This window comes from Bradyrhizobium acaciae, from assembly GCF_020889785.1.
Classification (GTDB): Bacteria; Pseudomonadota; Alphaproteobacteria; order Rhizobiales; family Xanthobacteraceae; genus Bradyrhizobium; species Bradyrhizobium acaciae.
The window spans coordinates 194,155-216,524 of the sequence record NZ_JACMYK010000001.1 but is presented as its reverse complement, the minus strand read 5'-3'; the positions used below and the strand labels follow the sequence as shown (position 1 = coordinate 216,524).

Sequence of the window (22,370 nt, the reverse complement as noted above, 5' to 3'; positions counted from 1 at the left end):
GAAATGCGTACGCTCAATGACGTGCCGCGTCGCCTGGTGGTTGCGATCGGCGGCAATGCGGTTCACCCCGAAGACATCAGGGGCACTTCCCAGGAGCAGAAGTCCGTTGCGCAGATCACCGCGGAGGCGCTGCTGCCGCTTGCGCAGCTCGACAATGAGCTGGTCATCACGCACGGCAACGGCCCGGTCGTCGGCAAGATCATGATGCGCCAGATGCTGACGATGAACCGAATTCCGCCGATGGACATGGACATCTGCGTCGCGCACAGCCAGGGCGGCATCGGCTATCTCCTGATGCAGGCGATCGAGAACGCCCTGCGCGAACAGGGCAATCAGCGGCATGTGGCAAGCCTGCTGACCCAGGTCGAGGTCGACAAGGACGATCCCGCGTTCAAAAATCCGACGAAGTTCGTCGGGCCGTTCTTTTCCGAGGACGAGGCCAGGAAGATCGGCGACGAGCTCAATTGGGCAATGCGCGAGGACTCGGGGCGCGGCTGGCGTCATGTCGTGCCGTCGCCGAAGCCCAAGCATGTCTGCGACATCTCGCTGGTCGATGCATTGGTCAAGCGGGGGACGATCGTCATCGCGGGAGGGGGTGGCGGCGTTCCCGTGGTTCGTGACGCAAAGGGCGTTCGCACCGGTGTGCCGGCAGTGATCGACAAGGACCTGACATCAGCTCATATCGCGAATGTGCTGGGTATCGAAGAGTTGCTGATCCTGACGGCAGTGCCGCGCGTCGCCGTGAACTTCGGCAAGCCGAACAAGAGGGAACTCGATCAGGTCAGCCTCGAGGAGATCAAGGCCTACCATCGCGAAGGCCATTTTCCTCCGGGAAGCATGGGCCCCAAGGTCGATGCGGCCATCCGGTTTCTCGAGGGCGGTGGAAAGCGCGCGATCATCAGTCACCTCGATTGCGCGATGGCGGCGCTGCGCGGCGAGACCGGCACGCACGTCATTCAATAGCTACCGGGATTGGCGCATCGGCGGACGAGTAGCCCGCGCCAATGTTGATTCGAGTGTCGAGCAAGATGGCGGTCCGCACCTCATGGCCGCAATGGCGCAGGCGCTCTCCGAGTTGAAGCAGATGAGACGCCTCGGCGCCTCATCTGATCAGGCGATCGAGCTGGCCGCTGGTTGAAGCTCAAGCACAAGACAAGCAAACAGCCTGCGGGATTCAAGGGAACGACAAGGCAATGGCCATCCAATCCAGCATAAGGGCGAACCTGTACAAGGATTCCGTGTCGTTGATGCGGATCTCGCAGGTCACGGTCGCGCGGACCGGCGTGCAGCGGGTCACGCTGCTGATGGGAACGCGCAGCAACAAGGAATTCCTGCAGCAGGCCGGGCTGATGAACCCCGCGCTCGAAGGCGCCAAACCGGGCGATATCATGATCGTCGTGGCGGACGACGCACCTGAAAAGCTCGCCGCCGCAGAGCGGGAGATTCACTCCCTGATCGTCGGCGAAGAACCGAAGGGTGGGGCGGGCGAACCTGCGGCGGAAGCGCCGCCGCGATCGATCTCCGGCGGCGTCGCGATTGCCGATCATGCCGACCTCGCATTGATCTCGGTGCCGGGCCCCTATGCCGCGGCGGAAGCCTTGAAGGCGCTGCGCCAGGGCCTGAACGTGCTGCTGTTCAGCGACAACGTGCCGATCGAGCAGGAGCAGGCCATCAAGCGCGTTGCGGCCCAGAAGGGCTTGCTGGTGATGGGACCGGACTGCGGCACGGCGATCATCAACGGCGTGCCGCTCGGATTTGCCAACGTCGTTCGGCGGGGCGTCATCGGGCTCGTCGGCGCGTCGGGCACAGGCCTGCAGGAGGTCATGTGCCAGGTCCACCGTCATGGCCAGGGCATATCGCAGGCCATCGGCACCGGCAGCCACGACGTTTCCAGCGAGGTCGGCGGCATCACCATGCTGCAGGGCCTCGAGTTGCTGGCGGCCGACCCGCAGACAAAGGTTGTCGCTATCGTCTCCAAGCCTCCTGCACGCGACGTGCAGAAGCACGTGATCGAGCGCGCGATCGCGATCGGCAAGCCGGTCGTGATCTGCTTTCTCGGCGGCGAGCCTGCGGCATCCGCCGGCAATATCCACCGTACCTCGTCGCTCGAAGAGACGGCGCGGCAGGCCGTTGCGCTTGCGGGCGCGCGCCAGCCCGGCAGCGACGATCAGGCCATTGAACAATTGGCGACGCGGATTTGTGCGGCGCTGGCGCCGTCGCAGCGCTACCTGCGCGGTCTCTATTCCGGCGGCACGTTCTGCTCGGAAGCCCAAACCATTTGGCAGGCCGCGGGCATTCGTGCCCGGTCGAACGCGCCGCTTGCCGCCGCAGACCGTCTCGCCGACGTGGAGGAGAGCCACGGACACACGGCGATCGATCTGGGCAGTGACGAATTCACGGTGGGGCGTCCGCATCCGATGATCGACTATGGCGTGCGGATCGAGCGGCTGCTGAAGGAGGCGGACGATCCGACCGTTGCCTGCATCGTTCTGGACGTCGTGCTGGGCCACGGCAGTCACCCGAATCCGGCAGAAATTCTGGCTCCGGCCGTCCGCCGGGCGAAGGCCGCCGCGCGGGCGCAAGGGCGGGAGGTTCCCGTGATCTGCTTCGTCTGCGGCACGGATTCAGATCCGCAGCCGGTCGGAACCCAGAAAGCCATGCTGGTGGAAGCCGGCGCGGAGATTGTCGGCAGCAGCACCGGCGCGGCCCTTGCCGCCCAAGCCATCGCGAGCCGCATGGCGGCCGATGACAGCGGCACAGGGCGTCGTGCGATGCAAGGAGGAGAACGATGATGAACGGAGCGCCCTTCGCTCTCCAGGCCAAGACATCGGTCATCAGCCTCGGCGCCGCCGACCTCGATCGCGGTGTCGAAAGCAGCGGTGCGCCGCTGGTGCGGCTGCAGTGGCGGCCGGTCGGCGATGGAAGTCCCGAGGTCGCCTGGAGCCTCGCGCAACTGGTTGGCGATGCCGGTAATGCCGATTGCCTGGGATCGCGGATCGACCGCGCCAATGCGGAAGTGCTCGAGCGCATCCTGACCGCACAGCCGGTATGGGTCGACGTCGCGGCGCACGCATCCGAGATCTGGCCGGACATGGGCCGGACGCTGCTCCATGCCGGCCCGCCGATCGCCTGGAACGATATGTGCGGTCCGATGAAGGGGGCGGTGGTCGGCGCAATCCTCTACGAGAATTGGGCGGCGACCCCCGACGAGGCCGAGCAACTCGCCGCGTCAGGCGGCATCCGCTTCGCGCCGTGCCATGAATTCGGCGCGGTCGGGCCGATGACCGGGATCGTGTCGCCCTCGATGCCGCTGTTCGTGGTGGAGAACAAGACCACGGGCAATCGCGCCTATGCGCCGATGATGGAATCCGGTGGCGCCAAGACGCTGCGCTTCGGCGCTTTCGCCGCTGAAGTGATCGAAGGCCTCAAGCTGATCGAGAATGTGCTGGCGCCGTGCCTGAAGGCCGCCGTCGCCGGCATCGATGGCGGGTTGCCGTTGAAGCCGCTGATGTCGCAGTCGTTGCATATGGGCGACGACGTCCACAATCGCAACACGGCCGCGACCCTGCTGCTGTATCGCGCCGTCACGGAAGCGCTGCTCAAGTCCTCGATCTCGCGCGATGTCGTTCACGAGACGCTGCGGACGATCGGGGCGGACGACATGTTCTTCCTGAGCCTGTCGATGGCGGCGTGCAAGGCGACCATGGATGCCGCGCACGGCGTGCCGTTCAGCAGCATCGTTACGGCGATGGCGCGCAACGGCGTGAATGTCGGCATCAGGGTCAGCGGACTGGACGGGCAATGGTTCGTCGGCCCGGCCGACATCCCCATCGGCCTGTTCCTGCCCGGCTTCAGCGAGGCGGATGCCAATCCCGATATCGGCGACAGCGCGATCACCGAGACCGCTGGGCTCGGCGCGTTTGCGATGGCGGCGGCTCCCGCGATGGTCCAGTTCGTCGGCGGCACGCCGCAGGACGCGCTGCGCTATTCGCGCGAGATGGCGCACGTCACCGTCGGCCGCAATCCCGGCTTCACTCTGCCGATGCTCGACTTCATCGGAGCTCCGGTCGGCATCGACATCCGCAAGGTCGTCGACGAGAGCATGCGGCCGGTCATCAACACCGCAACGGCGCACAAGGAGCCGGGCAAGGGGATCATCGGCGCCGGCGTCGTGCAGGCCCCGATGAAGTGCTTCGTCGACGCCGTGGGAGCGTTGGCGACGATTGCCGCGAGATGAGGTTGCTTCGATTCTGAAGGCGGCAGCACGGCCGATGGCCGCGCCGTAGATAACAAAAATGCCGTGACAAAAGAATGCGGCAACAGCGGGAACGAACAGGAGGAAACACATGAACGGTACCCGTCGTGCATTTCTGCAAACAGGCCTGCTCTCGGCGGCCTTTATCGGTTCATCAGGCCGGCTCGCATTCGCTGACGACGCGAAGCCGCTCCGCATCGGCATTCTGATTCCGGGGTCGCGGGCCGACCATGGCTGGATGGAGTCGGCCTATAACGGCATGAAGGCGGCCGAGCAACGCCACGGCAAGAAAGTCGTGATCACGTCGATCGAGAACGTGAAGTTTGCCGACATGGAGCAGGCGCTCGTCACGCTCGCGACCAAGAACGACATGGTGATCGGCGCCGCGGGGCAGACCCAGGCCTCGGTGCTCAAGGTCGCCAAGCGGTTCCCGAAGGTGAAGTTCTCGATCGTCGGCCCGACCGGACAGCCGACCGACAACGTCGCGCAATACGACGTGCTGCAGGCCCAGATCGGCTTCATTGCCGGCGCGGTCGCCGCGATGATGTCGAAGAACGGCGCGGTGAGCTACGTCGGTGGGCTTGAAATTCCAGCCATCGTCAACACCGGAACGGAATTCGCGAACGGCGCCAAGCACGTCAAGCCGGATACCAAATGCTTCGTGACTTACACCGGCGACTTTGACGACGTCGCCAAGGCGAAGGAAGCAACGCTTGCCTCGATCGCGCAAGGGGCTGACGTCCACTACAACATCCTCAATCTCGGTGTCCGCGGAATGGAGCAGGCGGCGCGCGAGAAGGGCACCAGGATGATCGGGAGCTATACCAATTACTGCTCCGACAACAACCCGCTCTACATCGCCTACACGGTCAGCGGCATCGGGTTCATGGTCGAATACGCCATCGACCAGGCCGTCGCCGGAACGTGGCACCCGGAATACAAGCAGTTCGGCCTCGCCATGGGGCCACGCTCGGCCGACATCGAGATCTGCGCTGGGGCAACGCCCGAGATCCAGGCGAAGATCAAGGAGCTCAAGGACGACCTGCTGTCGAACAAGATCAAAGTCAAGGTGGGCTGACCGTGGCGCTGCTCGAACTGTCTGGTCTGACCAAGCGCTTCGGGGCTTTTACCGCGCTCGACGACATAACGCTGCTGATCGAGCGCGGCGAGGTGCACTGCCTGCTTGGCGAGAACGGCGCCGGTAAATCGACATTGTGCAATCTGGTGTTCGGGGTGCACCGGCCGGATGCCGGCACGATGACGCTGGGCGGAGAGCCGTTTGATCCGCGTGGCCCGGCGGAAGCGCTGCAACGCGGCGTCGTGATGGTGCATCAGCATTTCAGCCTGGTGCCCAACATGACCGTGGCCGAGAACCTGATGCTCGGCCGCGCCAGCGCGGTGCTAAAGCCGCAAGATATCATCGTGCGGATGGAGCAGCTCGCCGCGGAGTACGGGCTTGAGATCGACCCCGAGGCGCGGATCGACGAGCTTTCGGTCGGTGAGCGGCAGCGGGTCGAGATCATCAAATGCCTGCTCGGCGATCCGCAACTGCTCGTGCTCGACGAACCGACGGCCGTGCTGCAGCCGGACGAGATCGACGCGCTGCTGGCGATCTGCCGTCAGGTGGCGCTGCGCGGAAAATCCGTGATCCTGGTGACGCACAAGCTCGGCGAAATCAGCCGCGTGGCCGATCGCACGACCGTTCTGCGGCAGGGCCGGATCATCGCGACCGTTGCGATGGAGGGCGCCGACATCCGGTCGCTGGTGCGCTCCATGGTCGGCCGCGATGTCCAGTCGGCAGGTTCGGTGCTCGCGGCAGCGGTCGATATCGAGGGCAAGACGCCGGCGAAATCCAGCTCGGATGTTGGTCCGACGTCGCCGGGCGAGGCGGTGCTGCAGATCTCGGACCTCGTGTATCGCGACCCGCATGGCGTGCCGAGGCTCGATGGGTTGAGCCTCACGGTCGGCACCGGCGAGATCGTCGGGATCGCGGGCGTCGAGGGCAACGGTCAGACTGAGCTCGGGTTGATCCTGGCCGGTCTCGCCGCGCCAAGCGCAGGTGCGATCGTCGTCGGCGGGACCCAGGTCACCGGCTGTACGCCGCAAGAGATCACGGATGCCGGTGTCGGCATCGTTCCCGAGGATCGCCATGCGGTGGCCTGCATCAAGGAATTGTCGGTTGCCGAGAACCTCTATCTCGGCGCGATCGGAAAATTCAGCCGCTTCGGTCTGCTCGACAAATCGGCGCGCCGCAAGGCGGCGGAGACGATGATGCGCGACTTCGACGTGCGGGCGAGCAGCCCTGATGTTTCGATGGCGAGCCTCTCCGGCGGCAATCAGCAGAAGGCCGTGCTCGCACGCGAGCTCTCGCTCGATCCGCTGGTGTTCCTGCTCGCGGCGCAGCCGACGCGCGGGCTCGACGTCGGTGCGATCGAGGCCGTCTACAATCGCATCCGTGCGGCCCGCGATGATGGCCTCGGGGTGCTTTTGATCTCCAGCGAGCTCGAGGAGCTGATGGCGGTGTCGGATCGGATCGCGGTGATCTACCGCGGAAAGCTGGTTGGCGAGCTCGCGGCAGGGTCGTTCAGCCGCGAGGCGATCGGGGCGATGATGTCGGGGCACGCGCATGTCTAGGTTGGCCATGGTCATGAAAAATCCGAAGCTTGCGCAGGGCACGCGGCGCAAGCTCGTGCCGCTGCAGGTTCTGGTTCCGATAGTGTCGACCGTCATCGCGCTCGGGATCGGCCTGCTCATTATCGCTGCCACCGGTGCGTCCGTCGTCGAGGCGATCGAAGCCTTCTGGGACGGCATGGCGGGAAGCGATTTCAACATCGGTGCTTCGATCAATCGCGCCATCAGCCTCGCGCTCGTCGGTCTCGGCTTCATCTTCGCCAGCCGTGCCAACCTGACCAATGTGGGAGGCGAGGGGCAGATCGCGATGGGCGGCATGTTCGCGACCGCGGCGGCTCTGCACGGCGCCGGGGGCCTGCCGTTGGGGCTGGCGTTCATCGTGCCGCTTGCCGTGGGAACCGTCGCCGGTGCCGTCTGGGGCGGCCTGGCGGGCTTCCTCAAGGCGGCACGCGGCACCAACGAGGTCATCAGCACCTTGCTGTTGAGCTTCATTGCGCTGCCGCTGGTGTACTGGTCGGTCGAGTCCTTTCACCTGCTGCGCAAGCCGATCAGCGACGTGTCGTCGCTGCCGGAATCGGCAGAGATTCCGGATTCGACCAAACTGCCGCTGCTGTTCCCGGACAATGGATCTCCGCTCCATATCGGATTGCTGATCGCGGCGATCGCGGTCGTCGTGGTGTGGCTGGTGCTCAAGCACTCTACGCTCGGCCTGCGGCTGCGCGCCGTCGGCCTGAATGCGACGGCATCCCGCCGCGCCGGCATGCGGACGAGCTTCTACGTGATCCTGGCCATGACGGTGTCCGGCGGCCTGGGCGGTCTCGGCGGCGCGATCATGATCCTCGGCCAGCAACTCTATCTGACGAGCGATTTCTCGTCCGGTTACGGATTTGACGGCCTGGTCGTCGGCCTGCTGTCGCGCGGCTCGGCCGTCGGCGTCGTGATCGGGGCGTTGCTGTTCGGATTCCTGCGCTCGGGATCGATCAACATGGAGATCTCGGCGCACGTCCCGTCCGCCGTCGTCCTGATCTGCCAGGGCCTGATCGTCATCGTCATTGCTGGCTCCGCGATCCTCACCAACCGAAAGGTGACCCGATGATTGACGAACAAATGGCTGTGTTCATCGGTTCCGGACTTCGCCTCGCGGTCCCGATCATTTTCGCCGCAACGGGCGAGATGCTGAGCGAGCGCGCCGGCGTGCTCAATCTCAGCCTCGACGGCATGATGTTGATGTCGGCCTTCACGGCGGCGCTGGCATCGTGGGCGACCGGCTCGCCGCTCATTGGCGTCGCGGCCGGCGTATTGGTCGCGACGGCGGTTGCTGCGGCGCAGGCCGTGTTGAGCGTGACATTGCGTGCCAATCAATTGGTGGTGGGGATCGGGTTCAACATCCTGGCGCTGGGATCAACAACGTTTCTCTACCGTGAGATCTTCGGGCCGCTGTCGCGCGATCCGATTCCCGGCTTCGCGCAGCTCAATCTGCCGTGGCTCGCTCATATCCCGGTAATCGGGCCGGCGTTGGCGAACCAGACCGGCCTTGCCTATGTCAGCATCCTGATGGTCGTCGTGACCTGGCTGATCCTGAAATATACGTCCTTCGGGCTGGCGGTGCGGGCGGTCGGCGAGGATCCCCGCGCTGCGGACAAGGCGGGCATCAGCGTCGCCAGGACGCGCTATCTCGGCGTGCTCTACGCCGGCATCCTGGCCGGGCTCGGCGGCGCCTTCATGTCGGTTGCGGACAGCAATACGTTCACCGAGAACATGACCAAGGGCGCAGGCTATCTCGCAATCACGGCCGTGATCTTCGGCGGCTGGAATCCCTGGTACACGCTGGCGGCGTGCCTGCTGTTCGGCTTCGCGACCGCGCTGCAATTCCTGGTGCCGGCGTTGCAGCTCGATGTGCCGGTCGCGCTTCTGTTGCTGCTGCCATACCTGCTGGCGCTGGTCGCCATCGCGGGCTTCGTCGGAAAAAGCCGGCAGCCCTCGGCGCTGACCATTCCGTTCGAACGCGGCGGCTGATCGCAACCGACTTCAAGAAAACATATGCAAGGGAGGAAAGTCCGATGACGAGTTCCACTTTAGCAAAGGCCGCCGAATCCGCAGCGCCCGGCACCGCCAATCCCCTCGGGTCTGCTCCCGGCTACAAATGGCTGGTCGACGACAACAACGTCAACATGGCGATGGCGGCACCGCCACCCAAGGCCGTCACGATCGACGCGCAACCTCAAACGGTGACGGTCGACCTGCACCGCACCGCTCTGATCGTCGTCGACATGCAGAACGACTTTTGCGCGAAGGGGGGATGGGTCGACCATCTCGGCCTCGATCACACGCCGGATCGGGCGCCGATCGAGCCGCTGCAGAAGCTTCTCCCTGTGTTGCGGAATGCCGGCGTGCACGTGATCTGGCTGAACTGGGGCAATCGGCCCGATCTCAAGAACATGGCGCCCAACCAGCTCCATTTGTACAAGCCGAAGGGGGTCGGCATCGGTCTTGGCGAGGCTTTGCCGGGCAGCGGCGCGCGCGTATTGCAGAAGGACAGCTGGGCCGCGGCGGTCGTCGATGAATTGCAGCAGGAACCCGAGGACATTCACGTCGACAAATACCGGATCAGCGGCTTCTGGGACACGCCGCTGGACAGCATCCTGCGCAATCTCGGAACCAAGACGATCCTGTTCGCCGGCGTCAACACCGATCAATGCGTGCTGCATTCGCTCACCGACGCGAATTTCCTGGGTTACGGTTGCCTCCTGGTCGAAGACTGCTGCGCAACGACCTCGCCGGGCTTCTGTGTTGAAGCAACGCTGTTCAACGTCAAGAAATGCTTCGGCTTCGTGACGCATTCATCAAACGTCATCGATGCAATTCAGGGACATGTCCAACAGCGGGTTGGACAGGCTTTCGATCCGGAGAGCGAGCATCGGGCTCGGAATGAATTGCTTCAGGGGCGACATCCCGCATAGGAGATCGCGCAGGCGTCCGGCTTGGAGTGACTCGGGGTCTGAGTCTGAGGCTTCATGAGTTCGACGGAAGCGAGGCTATGACTTTGCTTTCGCGGGCAGGCGACGGTCCGAACCGGGGTGCTCCCGGGCGCTACTTTGCGTGGGGTTGTTTTCGATTTTTGAGTTGAGTCGGGCGGGCCGCCTATTGTCCTGAAGCAGCGAGAGCCGCGCTGGCTCTCGCCCGCGGTCTCATCCGTTCTAGTCGGCCGATAGAGGCGCGCCGGTCAAGGACCAGCTTTCTCCGTCGAATGTCGCAATCCGCAGAGTCCTGAAGGGTGTGTAGTCTACTGGCCGGGTGCTGATCGCGACGCCCGGGAGCATCATCGGCAATCGTTCGCCATTCAGCGAGGTCGCCTGCTTCATGAGGTTCTGGCGGGTCAGGTCGTCGCCGCATTTGCGCAGGGCCAGCTCCACGGCGTGCACGTTCATATATGCGACGAGCACGGAATAGTCGTCAGGATTGGCTGAAGGCGCGTACGCTTTCAAGAACTCCTTGTAGTCCTTGACCTCTTCATCATTGGCCCAGGCCGGGTCGCCCGGTTGCTTGAGGAATTGCGTCGTGACAAGTCCCTTGGATGCTTCGAGGCCTGCGGGCTTAAGGATGGTTTCGACCGATGCGGTCGAGCCGCCGATCACGTGCAGCGGCTTCCAGCCGAGCTCGTGAACCTTGCGGATCGATTGCGCTGCTGCCTTCGACGACGACTGCTCGATCAGGGTGTCGACACCGGCGGCCTTCAGCTGAACGATCTGCGAGTCGATCGTTGGATCGGCGAGCTCGTAGGAGGCCTGGGCGACGATCAGCTCGGCTTTCGGGCCGAGCCCGGCGCGGAGGCCCTTGAGGTAGTCCTTGCCATAGTCGTCGTTCTGGTAGAGCACGCCGATCCTGGCGTCGGGCTTTGTGCTCAGGATGTACTTGGCGACGACGCGGCCTTCGGTTTCGAAGTCGGGATAGAGCGGGATGGTCCAGGGAAATGCCTTGGGATCGTTGAAGCGGCGTCCGCCGGCGGTGATGAACAGCTGCGGTACCTGCTTGGCGTTCAGGTACTTCTGGATGGCGACGTTGGGCGCGGTGCCGATCGTGCCGACTTCTGCCAATACGCCGACATCCTCGATCAGCTTGCGTGACTGTTCGACCGCTTTCGGCGCGCTGTAGGCATTGTCGAGCTGCGTGAAGTTGATCTTGCGGCCGTTGATGCCGCCTTTGGCGTTCAGCATCTCGAAGTAGCCGACCACCGCCCGTCCAGCGCCCGCGCCGAACGCGGATGCTGGGCCGCTCAGCGGCGTCGATTGGCCGAGCTTGATCTCGGTGTCGCTGGCGCCGGGATCATAGGCTTTCTGAGCGTAGGAAGGTGCCGCCAGCAGGGCCGACAGCGCGCCGGCTATCAATGCCCGGTTGATGATGTTGTTCAAGGTCGTTTCTCCCCGTAATCGTTTCTTGAAATCGGTCGGCACTAGCGCAGCAGCTCGCGGGCGATCACCACGCGTTGGATCTGGTTCGTGCCCTCAAAAATCTGGGTCAGCTTGGCGTCACGCATCATGCGTTCGACCGGGTAGTCCATGGTGTAGCCATAGCCGCCGAAGATCTGTACGGCGTCGGTCGTCACCTTCATGGCCATGTCGCTGCCGACGCATTTCGCCATGCTGGCGAGCACGTTGAGGCGCTTCCAGTCGCCTGCGTCGCCCGCGCGAGCGCATTCGTAGACCAGCGCGCGGGCCGCCTCGATCTGCATCGCCATGTCGGCGAGCATGAACTGGACGCCCTGGAACTCGGCGATCGGTTGCTTGAACTGCTTGCGCTCCTTGGCATAGGCGACGCAGGCATCGAGCGCGCCCTGCGCAAGGCCGACGGACTGCGCGCCGATGGTCGGACGGTTGAGGTCGAGCGCGCGCATCGATGCGCGAAAACCCTTGCCTTCCTCGCCGACCAGATTTTCCGCCGGGACCCGGACGTTGTCGAAGAAGATCGGCGTGTTGGGGGCGCCGCGAAATCCCATCTTGCGCTCGTGGCGGCCGAACGTGATGCCCGGCATCGTCTTCGGCTCGACAATGAAGGCGCTGATGCCGTCAGCGCCGGCGCCGTCACTTGTCCGCGCCATCACCACGATGTAGTCGGCGGCGACACCGTAGCTGCACCATTGCTTGCGGCCGTTGAGAACATAGCTGTCGCCATCCTTCCGGGCGCGGGTATTCAGCGCGGCGACATCGGATCCGGCCTGCGGTTCCGAGATCGCGATCGCGGTGACCACGCCGCCCTGGGCGATGATCGGCAGGTATTTCTTGCGCTGCTCCTCCGAGCCGAAGTGCAGCAGCGGCATGATGAACATGGTGTTGAGCGCCGCGATCGATGCGCAGGCCGGCGAGACCTTCGAGATCTCCTCGCGCGCGATGCAGGCCATGGTCAGATTGCCGTTCGGGCCGCCATAACGCTCCGGCACCCAGAGCTGCATCAGTCCCATCTCGCCGAACAGCTTGACCAGCTCGAGCGGGAAGCGGTCGGTTTCGTCGATCTCGGCGGCGATCGGCGTCACGTGCCTGGCGACCATCCTGCGCACATTGTCGCGGAACGCGACCTGCTCCTCGGAAAAACTCATGCGGACTCCCGTTTCGTTTTCTTTGCCGGAAGCCAAAAAAGGGGCTTCCATTGAATGGGTGATCCATTTAATAATTCACCGCATGAACACCAAGTCAAGCCCTCGCGCGCCGCAGCGCTCCCGTACCGCCTCGCCAAACCGGCGGGAGCGAGCCGTTGATCACCGTGCCGCGGCTGCGCCGACATTCAAGCCGATCCACACAAGGCGGACGTTCGAGGAGATCTGCGAGCGGATTCGCGAGCAATTGGCGCTCGGCGTGCTGAAGCCCGGCGACAAGCTGCCAGCCGAGCGCGAATTGGCACAGCAGCTCGGCGTCAGCCGCAACGTATTGCGCGAAGCGCTGCGCAGCCTCGAAATGGCCGGCGTGCTGCGGCTGCAGAAAGGTGTCAAGGGCGGCGCCTTCATCCAGCAGGGCGACACCCGCCGCATGAACGAGGTCATGCGCGACATGCTGAGCCTCGGCACGATTTCCGTGCGGGAGCTGTCGGAGGCGCGGGTCCACGTGCTTGATCTCGTGGTGCAGCTGGCGTGCGCGCATGCGCGAAGGTCCGATCTCGATGCGCTGGAAGCGAACGTCGCGCGCACCGAACTCGCCACCAAGGAGGGCCGGCTGCTCGATCGGGTCGAGTGCTCGCGCGAGTTCTACAAGCTGCTGGCGGCCTCAACGGGCAACAAGGTGATAGCGATGATCGTGGATTCCGTCACCGAGATCCACATGCGCTTCGTCTACGCGAAGGTCGCCTCCAGCGGGGTCGCGATGGCGCGGCTGGTCGAGAAGCGGCGGCAGTTCCTGGTGGCGTTGAGCGAAAGAGACGTGGCGGCGGCGAGCCGGTTGCTGCGGTCGCACCTGGAGTCCGTGCAGCGCATGCTGGAGCAGGATCCGGGAGCGATGTCGCTGCATGTCGCACTGGCGGACGTGCAGCCCGGAATGCGCCGGTAGGCGCGCCGGGCCGGCGAGCTAGTCAACAAAGAAACAGCAACAATAACGGAGGTAAACGTGTCCAGTTACGCCAAGTATGAATGCCTGACAGTCGAAGTCGCCGACAAGGTCGCAACCGTGACCCTGAACCGCCCGCAGGCGCGCAATGCCATCAATCAGAAGCTGATCCGTGAACTGCGCACCATCTGGGACGATCTTGCCGACGATCACGCCGTCAACGCCGTGTGCTCACCGGCGCCGGGGATTTCTTCAGCGTCGGCGGCGACGTCAAGGCGATGTCCGAGCGACCCGGCGGCGACGTGCTCGAAGAGGGCGAGGTGCACGATCCCATGATCAGCCGCCGCGGCGTCACCCGCCAGCTCGAGCTCGACAAGCCGATCATCGCGGCGATCAACGGCGACGCCATCGGCCTTGCCGCAACCCATGCGCTGCTTTGCGACATCACGGTGATGGCCGAGGACGCGCGGATCGGCGACACCCACGTCTCGCGCGTCGGCCTGGTCGCGGGCGACGGCGGCACCGTGATCTGGCCGCTGCTGATCGGGATCAACAAGGCCAAGGAGTTCCTGATCCGCGGCACGCTCCTGAAGGGGAATGAGGCAGAGCGCATCGGGCTGGTCAATCATGTCGCGCCGCGTGCAGAGGTGTTGGCGAAGGCCCGCGCGATCGCGGTCGAGCTCGCCAACGGTCCGACCTGGGCCATTCGCTGGACCAAGCTGTCGATCAACCAGATCGTCAAGGAGCGCGTGAACATGCTGCTGGAGGCCTCGATGGCGCTCGAGCAGGTGACGTTCGAGACCGCCGACCACAAGGAAGCGACCATGTCGTTCAAGGAGAAGCGCAAGCCCAGGTTCGGCCAGGCATAGTTGGAGCATAGGTCGAGGCCGGGCCATGGCGGCAATCGAAGCGGCAGCTGACGATGTCACGGCGATGTTGCGCGATTCCTTGCGCGGCTTCCTCGATGAGCATTGGCGTCCGCATGGCGCGACAGCGTCGTCCTCGCCGGACGAGATCTCGGCGATCTGGCGCAAATTGGTCGGGCAGGGCGTGGCCGCTCTCGGGACGGAGGGCGGCGAGGGCGGGCTCGCCGAGATTTTCGTCGTCATGGCGGAGCTTGGCCGCGCCGGATGTCCGGCGCCGATGTGGCCTGCGGCGTTGGCCAATCTCGTGGTCGCGGGATCGCAGATTGACGTCGTAGTCGATCTTCTGGAGCGGCTGCATTCCGGGAAGGCGATCCTCGCCTTCTCATTCGGTGCGCTGGATCCCGATCGCGCGACGGGCTCGATCGGGATCACCGACCTCAAAGCAACGGGCGTGCTTCGCTTCGTCGAGGCAGCGGCAAGTGCCACGCATCTTCTGGTCGCTCGCGATCAGTCTCACCTTGCGCTGATCGATCTCGGCGGGGTCGGCGTTGAATGCGTCGCGACCCGCGCGATGGGGGCCTGGGGATTGTGCGAGGTCAGGTTGAGCGCGGCGCCGGCCACGCTCATTCCCGTCGGCGCTGTCAGTCTGGACGATCTCCGTCTCAAGGGCAAGGTCGCGTTGACAGCGCGCGCCTATGGCGCGGCGCGGCGTTCATTTGAGCTCGTCGTCGACTACGCCAGGGAAAGGCAGCAGTTCGGACAGCCGATCGGCAAGTTCCAGGCGCTCCAGCACAAGCTGGCCAATTGCCTGATCACGCTCGAGGGCGTCAGGCTGATCCTGGATCATGTCGCCGGACTCCACGATCGCGGAGATGAGGACTGGCGCTACTTTGCCGATTGCGCTTCGGTCTTCTCTGGTCATGCACTGCGGCAGGTGTCGCTGGAAACCCAGCATACGTTCGGTGCGATCGGTTATGCCGAGGAGCACGAGGCGCCGATCCATTTCAAGCGCGTGCATCTCGACACAATCGCGCTCGGCGGCGCCTCGGATGCCAGGCGGAGGCTGGCCGCACGGCTACTGGATGCGGGCGGCGCCGGGCTGCCGCAATATGATCTCGGGCCTGCGGGAAATACGTTTCGTGACCAGGTCCGGCTCTGGCTTGAGCAAAACTGGACCGGAGGTGCGAAGCAGGCGTTCGACGAACGACCGTTCGCCAAGCGCGAGTTCGATGCCTCCTTTGCCCGTAACATCGGCGACACCGGATGGATCGGCCTTGGATGGCCGGAGCAGTTCGGCGGCCAGGCGCGCTCTCCGCTGGAGCAGATCGCCTTCATGGAGACGATGGAGCGGGGCGAAGCGCCGCGGATCGGCGCGGCGATCCAGGCCAATGCGCTGATGATGTTCGGCACCTCCGAGCAACAACAAAGGTATCTTCCGGAAATCCTGCGCGGCGAAGCCATGCACGGCATGGGCTACAGCGAGCCGCAGGCGGGCTCCGACCTCGTTGCGTTGCGCACAAGCGCCGTCAGGGACGGCGACCACTGGGTAATCAACGGCCAGAAGATCTGGACCACCACCTGGTGGGGCAAATACATGTTCCTCGCCGCGCGGACCGACAAGGACGCGAAGCCGCCGCACGCCGGCATCAGCATGTTCATCGTGCCGATGGATGCGCCGGGCATCACGACCCGTCCATCCAGCACGATGTATGACGGCACGTTTGCCAATATCTTCTACGACAACGTCCGCATTCCGGCCGAGAACCTGGTCGGCGAGGTCAATGGCGGCTGGAAAGTGCTGACCGGCGCGCTCGCCTTCGAGCGGGGGCTGGTCGGTGGCGGGATCGTCCTGAAGGTCGCGCACGCTTTCGAGCAGCTGCGTTCGCATGTGATGGCAAAGCAGGGTGGTCGGTGCCTCGCCGAAAATCCGATCGTCCGCGACAAGATCGCGACCCTGGCATCCGAGATCGAGATCGGCCGTCTCTTGATGATGCATTGTGCCGAGCTTGCTGCCGATGGCGTGACGCCGCCGGAATATGGCGCGATCAGCAAGGTGTTCTCCGGGGAGCTGATGGAACGGTTCGGCGAGGCTGCGCTCGACATTCTCGGGATGCGCGCAACGCTGTCCGAGCAGATGTCGGGTGCGATCGACAACGGCCGCTTCGAGCAAAATCTGCGGCATTCGCTGATGTGGGTCATCAGCATCGGGACCAACGAGATCCAGCGTAGCCTGATCGCGCAACGCGCGCTTGGGTTGCCGAAATAGGAGAGATCGGATGCAGAAGGATGGCGACAGGGTGCCGCTCGCCGGTGTGCGCGTGCTCGATTTCTCCATCATGGTCGCGGGGCCATATTGCGCGCGGCTGCTCGCCGACGTCGGTGCCGAGGTCATAAAGATCGAGCCGCCGGAAGGTGATGACATGCGGCTGCGGACGCCGCTGCGCGAAGGCCACAGCACCTATTTCGGCCAGCTCAATGCCGGCAAACGCAGCCTCGCGCTGGACCTGAAGAATGCAGACGCCATCAAGCTGGTGCATCGCATGGTCGCGGAGGCGGACATTCTCGTCGAGAATTTCCGCCCCGGCGTGATGGATCGGCTCGGCCTTGGCTACGAGACGCTCCGCGAGATCAACCCGCGCCTGATCTATTGCTCGATCTCGGGTTATGGCCAGTCAGGGCCGGCCGCCGAGCGCGCGGCCTATGCCATGATCGTGCATGCCGAGAGTGGCTTCGATCACTCCCTGATGCGTTATGCCGGTGACCGGGAGCGTCCCGCGCCGGGTGCCATTTTTGTCGCCGATATCCTCGGCGGCATCTTCGGCTATTCGGCGATCCAGACCGCGATGGTGCAGCGTACGCGCACCGGAAAGGGACAGCGCGTCGATGTCGCCTTGATGGATTGCATGCTGAACCTTTTGGTCTACGAGCTTCAGGAAGCGCAATTCCCGATTCGCTCGTCGCGTCCAACCTATGGGCCGGTCCGCACACGCGACGGCGATATCCTGATCGCTCCGGTCACGCCGCGCAATTTTGCGGCGCTGTGTGAGGTCACGGGGCAGGCCGAGCTGGCGAACGATCCGCGCTTTGCGACCATTCCGGCGCGCGGCGCCAATTGGACCGCCATGATGCAGGTGATCGAGCAATGGACGGAGCGCCACACCGTCGCCGAATGTATCGCCACGCTGGACCGCGCCGGCGTTCCCTGCGCCGAGTACCGGACGCCGGGCGCGGCGCTGACCGATGCCCATCTGCGTCAGCGTGGTGTGTTTGAGACGGTCTCGGATGGTGCCGGCGAATTCGTCGGTGTCAATGCGCCATGGCAGATGTCCGGGGCAGATACGCCGATGGGAAGTCAGGTCCCCGAGATCGGCGCGCAGCGGGACGATGTACTGTCCGGGATCCTGGGATTGTCGCGAGACGCAATCGCGGCGCTTGCCGCGGCGGGTACGTTTGGGAAGCCGCAGGCTTAGGCGGCCGCGCGCCGACGATCTCAAATATCGGACGGAGCGTCGGGCGGCGGAGCCTTCGCGATCGCGAGCAGGCATTTCAGGAAATGCGCGCGGTCTTCCTTGCGCAGGGGAGCCAGCATGATGTTCTGCAACTCTGCGGCCGCCGGGATGACGGCAAGAAGCGCTTCCTCGCCTTTGGCCGTGATCTGCACCTGGAGCGAGCGGCGGTCGTCCGGATTGTCCTTCTTGGAGACCAGCCGGCGCGCGACCATCCGCTTCAGCATTTCGCTGAGCGTATTGCGATCACAACTGATCCGGTCCGCTAATACGGAGGGGGTGAGAGGACCCAGCTGGTACAGCGCCATCAGCACGCCGAACTGCCGTGGCGTGATGTCGCTCTGGCGCGTCATGCTCTGATAGAGCCCGTCGTAGCGCGCCTCGAGCAGCCGCAGCAAAAATCCGACGCCGCCTTCGAGTTGCCAGTCGCGCGCAATATCTGTGGCCGAGCTCGTCTTCATACCCTTGTCGGCTGCCATGCCGTCGTTGGACTCCGATTTGCGAATTCGCGTTAGCCGTTATCAGCTTGGCCTGACGTCCTCAACCCTGGGGTGAGCCGCCCCCCGGGGTCTGTTCCCACGATGATGCAATGGGCCTCCGGCTCTTGTCAGCCATCGATCAATATAGTACGTATACGTATCAAGTGCGATGCGAAAGACGTCGTGCAGGGAGGTTGAACTTGAACCTGCGTGAGCTGCTGTCGATTCCCTATCTGCTTGAGGCCGAGGCGGTCGAAACCGAGCCGGGGCAGTGGCGGGTTCGTCTTGCCTATCCGGAGCTTCCGGCGTGCACGGCGGAAGCCGCTGTCGTTGAGGAGGCTCTGCGGGAGCTCGAGCGACGCCGCATCGAATTGATCGTCGGCCTCGTGGAGGAGGGCAAGCAACCGCCCATTCCGCGCCAGCCGCTCGCCGCATCCGATCCGCTTTGGGCCGCACAAGACCTCGGACTGTCCGACCGTGTCGCCGCGCTTCTCGGCGATGCGGCGGGTCCGACCAACCGCAATTGAAGGAGGCAAACCCATGCTGTCACGCGAAGACAATGAACGCCTGGTGAGGGTCGGCAAGGGCACGCCGCTCGGCGACATGTTTCGGCTTTACTGGATTCCCTTCCTGCCGTCGGCGGACCTCGCCAAGGACGGACAGCCGAAGCGCATCCGGCTGCTCGGCGAGGATCTGGTCGCCTTTCGCGACAGCGAGGGCCGGATCGGATTGGTCGATCAGGCGTGCCCGCATCGCGGAGCGCCGTTGATCTTCGCGAGAAACGAGGATTGCGGGCTGCGCTGCGTCTATCACGGCTGGAAATTCGACGTCACCGGCGCGGTGACGGATATGCCGGCAGAACCCGCGCGCAGCCGCCTCAAGGAGCGGGTGCGGATCAAGGCCTATCCCTGCAAGGAACGCAACGGGATGATCTGGACCTATATGGGGCCCGACCAGGCCGAGCTTCCGCCACTGCCGAACCTGGAATGGAATCTGGTGCCGGCGGAGCAGGTGCACATCTCGGTCCGGGTCCAGGAGTGCAACTGGTTGCAGGCGGTCGAGGGCGAAATCGACTCGGCGCACGCGCCGCTGCTTCACGGGCGGCTGGACGCGCAGGGCACGACCAGCGCCTGGATCCAGAAGCGCGACCTCCGGCCGACTTTCGAATGCATCAAGCAGGACTTCGGCATGAGCATCGCCGCGCGACGCAATTATGATGCCAACACGCTGTACTGGCGCGTCAACCAGTTCCTGCTGCCGTTCTATACGCTGGTGCCTCCGCTGTCGCCGTTCCCGGATCTGAGCGGGCACGCCTGGGTGCCGATCGACGACGAGAACACGCTCTGCATCATGTTCTCCTATCATCCGTCAGAGCCGCTGCTGGAGAAAACGCGGCAGGTGTTCGCCGAAGGACATAAGGGCCGCGAGAGCGGACATGCCAGCCGCCACGCGCTCGTGCAGCACCCGCCGACGGTCCCGTATGCAGGCTACTGGACCAAATACAATCCGCAGAATGGCTTTCAGTTCGACTATGAGGCGCAGCGGACGACCTGGTTCTCGGGCTTGCCGGGGCTCTGGGTGCAGGACGGCGCCTGCCAGAGCGGTGTCTCGCCGATCTTCGATCGCACCCGGGAGACGCTCTGCTCGAGCGACACCGGCATCGCGATGACGCGGCGCTTCATTCTTGAGGCGCTCGGCGCCTATCGCGATCACGCGATCAAGCCCAAGGGTGTTCTGGATCCCGACGTGTTCATGGTGCGAGCGGTATCGCTGCGGCTGCCGCCGGAGGATTCCTGGGTCGATGTCGGCGCGCCGTTCATGCGGGCGAAACTTGGTGCCGATTTCGGCTACGAGCTGTGAACGCATCCCGCCATGACTGAGATGACGCAGGACGTGCTGGTCAAACGCATCGGCTACGAGGCCGAGCGGATCAATTCCTACGAGCTGATCGCGCAGAGAGGCGGCGAGCTGACGCCATTCACGGCCGGCAGCCATATCGACCTGCATCTGCCGAACGGCATGCTCCGCTGCTACTCGCTGGTCAACGATCCGCGCGAGCGGCACCGCTATGTGATCGCGGTTAACAGGGATGCCGAAAGCCGGGGCGGCTCCAGCTTCGTCCACGACACCATCAGGGTCGGAGACATCATCACGATCTCCGGGCCACGCAACAATTTCGCGCTTCAGGAACAGGCTGAGCATTCGGTCCTGATCGCCGGGGGCATCGGCATTACGCCGCTGTTGTCCATGATCCGACGTCTGGAGGCGCTGGGGCGCCGCTGGGACCTGTTCTACGCCGCGAGGACCCGCGCCGCCGCCGCATTCCTCGACGAGCTCGGAACAGTCCGGTCCGATCATTCGCGGATACATGTCGATTTCGACGACGAGCGATCGGGGCGGCTCTTCGACCTTCCGGCAATTGTCGGAAACGCGCCGGCCCACGCGCATCTGTATTGCTGCGGTCCGGTGCCCATGCTCGTGGCATTCGAGGCGGCGACGGCCGACCGGCCGGCCGATCGCGTGCATGTCGAATACTTCCAGGCGCGGGAAGCGGCTGCTACCGGGGGCGGTTTCGATGTCAGGCTCGCGCGAAGCAACCGCACGATTGCAGTCGAGCCCGGCAAGACCATCCTCGATGCGCTGCTGGATGCCGGGATCGCCGCGAACTATGCCTGCACCGAAGGGGTCTGCGGCACCTGCGAGACGCGCGTGGTCGAAGGCATACCCGATCATCGCGATCAGTTTCTGAGCGAGGAAGAGCAGGCGGCGAACAAGAGCATCATGATCTGCTGCTCGGGCGCAAAGTCCCGCACGCTCGTGCTCGATCTCTAGAACAGCGGCATAACCAGGGTGAAAACGATGAAGTATCTTTCGCGTATTGCCGGAATAACCCTTCTGGCTATTTGGGCCAGTTCGCCTGCTTCGGCGGACGCTGCGCGGTCCCTGAAGATCGGCGTGCTCAATGACGCGTCCGGCCCTTATTCTGACAATGCCGGCGAAGGATCAGTGACGGCGGCCAGAATGGCCGCCGAGGACTTCATGCGGCTGCATCCGGACTTCAAGGTTGAGATCGTGTCGGCCGACCACCAGAACAAGGCCGACGTCGGCGCCGCCATCGCGCGCCGCTGGATCGATCAGGAGAAGGTCGATGCGGTCGCCGATGTGCCGAACTCGGCCGTCGGGCTCGCCGTCAACGAGGTCGTCCGCGGCACCAAGGCAGCGCTGATCGCATCGAGCGCGGCGTCCTCGGACCTGACCGGGAAATACTGCTCGCCGAACACGATCCAATGGACCTTCGACACCTGGGCCGCCTCGCACACCATCGGTGCCTATCTCGTGCGTCACGGCGGCAAGAAATGGTACTTCATTGCGACCGACAATGCGCTCGGCAAATCGATGGTGCGCGACGGGACGGCCGTGATCGGCACCGGCGGCGGGACCGTTCTCGGATCGGTCAATGTGCCGATCAACAATGCTGATTACGCCTCGTTCATCCTGCAGGCCGACAGCTCGGGCGCCGACGTGATCGCGTTCGCGACCGCAGGCGGTGACACCGTCAGCCTGATCAAGCAATCCGCCGAGTTCGGGCTGAAGCAGAGCGGGCGCACCTTCGCGGCGCTGCTGACCACCACCAACGATGTCGAGTCAAGTGGGCTTGCGGTCGGGGAGGGGCTGATCATCACCCAGCCGTTCTACTGGGACCTCAACGAGGCCAGCCGCGCCTGGTCGGCCAGGTTCAGCGAGCGGCAGCACGGGCAGTCGCCGACCGCGTTCCACGCCGGTGTCTATTCCTCGGTGCTTGCCTATCTGAACGCGGCGCTGGCGGCAGGCACCAACGACGCGCCGGCCGTGATCCGGAAATTGAAGGAGGATCCGATCGACGACGCTTTGTTCGGGCCGGTCGTGGTGCGCGCCGACGGCCGCGCCATTCACAACATGCACATCTTCAAAGTGAAGAGCCCGGGTGCCTCGAAGGCCAAGTGGGACCTGCTGGAGCAGGTCGGCGTGTTGTCCGGACCGGAGGCGTTTCGGCCGCTCGAGCAGGGCGGGTGCTCGCTCGTCGAGCCGAAGAGCAATTGACGACGACGGCCGCAACCCTCGGATCA

At 64.4% G+C, this 22,370-nt stretch carries 20 protein-coding genes; 17 read left to right on the top strand and 3 right to left on the bottom strand.

The annotated features are described in order from the left end of the window. Positions 1–3: 3 nt before the first annotated feature. The 8 genes from arcC (at position 4) to H8A92_RS00950 (ending at position 9,846) form a co-directional block, all read left to right on the top strand. Positions 4–963: a carbamate kinase gene (gene arcC, locus H8A92_RS00985; RefSeq protein WP_229193996.1), complete on the top strand. Its 960-nt coding sequence runs from the start codon at positions 4–6 to the stop codon at positions 961–963. A gap of 230 nt (positions 964–1,193) precedes the next feature. Further along, complete coding sequence (gene fdrA / locus H8A92_RS00980) at positions 1,194–2,792, top strand: acyl-CoA synthetase FdrA (RefSeq protein WP_274613182.1); 1,599 nt, start codon at positions 1,194–1,196, stop codon at positions 2,790–2,792. Then, a complete protein-coding gene (locus tag H8A92_RS00975; protein WP_229193995.1) occupies positions 2,792–4,237 on the top strand; it encodes a YlbE family protein in 1,446 nt (481 codons plus the stop codon). Before fdrA ends, H8A92_RS00975 begins: the two co-directional genes overlap by 1 nt. A 109-nt stretch (positions 4,238–4,346) precedes the next feature. Beyond that, positions 4,347–5,333 (top strand): BMP family protein, encoded by a 987-nt coding sequence (locus H8A92_RS00970; RefSeq protein WP_229193994.1) that lies wholly within the window; start codon positions 4,347–4,349, stop codon positions 5,331–5,333. Positions 5,334–5,335: 2 nt separating this feature from the next. Beyond that, on the top strand, positions 5,336–6,889 hold the full coding sequence (locus tag H8A92_RS00965) for an ABC transporter ATP-binding protein (protein ID WP_229193993.1): 1,554 nt from the start codon (positions 5,336–5,338) through the stop codon (positions 6,887–6,889). Between the two features lie 13 nt (positions 6,890–6,902). Next, entirely contained in the window at positions 6,903–7,982 is a 1,080-nt protein-coding gene (locus H8A92_RS00960; protein WP_229193992.1) for an ABC transporter permease, read from the top strand. Next, positions 7,979–8,902: an ABC transporter permease gene (locus tag H8A92_RS00955; RefSeq protein ID WP_229193990.1), complete on the top strand. Its 924-nt coding sequence runs from the start codon at positions 7,979–7,981 to the stop codon at positions 8,900–8,902. Before H8A92_RS00960 ends, H8A92_RS00955 begins: the two co-directional genes overlap by 4 nt. Positions 8,903–8,946: 44 nt before the next feature. Further along, entirely contained in the window at positions 8,947–9,846 is a 900-nt protein-coding gene (locus H8A92_RS00950; protein ID WP_229193988.1) for a cysteine hydrolase family protein, read from the top strand. A 237-nt stretch (positions 9,847–10,083) separates the two neighbouring features. Here H8A92_RS00950 and H8A92_RS00945 read toward each other — a convergent pair whose 3' ends face one another. Together H8A92_RS00945 and H8A92_RS00940 are read right to left on the bottom strand one after the other, a co-directional pair. Next, on the bottom strand, positions 10,084–11,295 hold the full coding sequence (locus tag H8A92_RS00945; RefSeq protein WP_229193986.1) for an ABC transporter substrate-binding protein: 1,212 nt from the start codon (positions 11,293–11,295) through the stop codon (positions 10,084–10,086). Positions 11,296–11,336: 41 nt separating this feature from the next. Further along, a complete protein-coding gene (locus tag H8A92_RS00940; protein WP_229193984.1) occupies positions 11,337–12,476 on the bottom strand; it encodes an acyl-CoA dehydrogenase family protein in 1,140 nt (379 codons plus the stop codon). 82 nt (positions 12,477–12,558) lie between these two features. Between H8A92_RS00940 and H8A92_RS00935 the strand changes: the two genes are divergently transcribed. From H8A92_RS00935 to H8A92_RS00915, 5 genes are read left to right on the top strand one after another with little or no spacing between them, the layout of a single operon-like run. After that, a complete protein-coding gene (locus H8A92_RS00935; protein WP_229193983.1) occupies positions 12,559–13,416 on the top strand; it encodes a FadR/GntR family transcriptional regulator in 858 nt (285 codons plus the stop codon). Between the two features lie 57 nt (positions 13,417–13,473). Then, positions 13,474–13,749 (top strand): enoyl-CoA hydratase/isomerase family protein, encoded by a 276-nt coding sequence (locus H8A92_RS00930; protein WP_229193982.1) that lies wholly within the window; start codon positions 13,474–13,476, stop codon positions 13,747–13,749. After that, positions 13,692–14,282 (top strand): enoyl-CoA hydratase-related protein, encoded by a 591-nt coding sequence (locus H8A92_RS00925; RefSeq protein ID WP_229193981.1) that lies wholly within the window; start codon positions 13,692–13,694, stop codon positions 14,280–14,282. Before H8A92_RS00930 ends, H8A92_RS00925 begins: the two co-directional genes overlap by 58 nt. Before the next feature lie 25 nt (positions 14,283–14,307). After that, positions 14,308–16,545 carry an acyl-CoA dehydrogenase family protein gene (locus tag H8A92_RS00920; protein ID WP_229193980.1) on the top strand — a complete coding sequence of 746 codons (2,238 nt, stop codon included), beginning with the start codon at positions 14,308–14,310 and terminating at the stop codon, positions 16,543–16,545. A 10-nt stretch (positions 16,546–16,555) separates the two neighbouring features. Beyond that, positions 16,556–17,749 (top strand): CaiB/BaiF CoA transferase family protein, encoded by a 1,194-nt coding sequence (locus H8A92_RS00915; RefSeq protein WP_229193979.1) that lies wholly within the window; start codon positions 16,556–16,558, stop codon positions 17,747–17,749. A 20-nt stretch (positions 17,750–17,769) separates the two neighbouring features. Here H8A92_RS00915 and H8A92_RS00910 read toward each other — a convergent pair whose 3' ends face one another. Then, the gene (locus H8A92_RS00910; RefSeq protein WP_229193978.1) at positions 17,770–18,264 is read right to left on the bottom strand and encodes a MarR family winged helix-turn-helix transcriptional regulator; all 495 of its coding nucleotides are present in this window, start codon (positions 18,262–18,264) and stop codon (positions 17,770–17,772) included. Positions 18,265–18,464: 200 nt separating this feature from the next. Between H8A92_RS00910 and H8A92_RS00905 the strand changes: the two genes are divergently transcribed. Genes H8A92_RS00905 through H8A92_RS00890 form a run of 4 tightly spaced genes read left to right on the top strand, consistent with a single transcriptional unit; the run spans position 18,465 to position 22,344 of the window. After that, on the top strand, positions 18,465–18,791 hold the full coding sequence (locus H8A92_RS00905; RefSeq protein ID WP_229193977.1) for a hypothetical protein: 327 nt from the start codon (positions 18,465–18,467) through the stop codon (positions 18,789–18,791). Between the two features lie 13 nt (positions 18,792–18,804). Beyond that, positions 18,805–20,124, top strand: coding sequence for a Rieske 2Fe-2S domain-containing protein (locus H8A92_RS00900; protein ID WP_229193976.1), 1,320 nt, complete (start codon positions 18,805–18,807; stop codon positions 20,122–20,124). Positions 20,125–20,136: 12 nt separating this feature from the next. Next, entirely contained in the window at positions 20,137–21,096 is a 960-nt protein-coding gene (locus H8A92_RS00895) for a PDR/VanB family oxidoreductase (RefSeq protein WP_229193975.1), read from the top strand. 27 nt (positions 21,097–21,123) lie between these two features. Next, positions 21,124–22,344, top strand: a complete 1,221-nt coding sequence (locus H8A92_RS00890; protein WP_229193973.1) for an ABC transporter substrate-binding protein — start codon at positions 21,124–21,126, stop codon at positions 22,342–22,344. Positions 22,345–22,370: the final 26 nt, after the last annotated feature.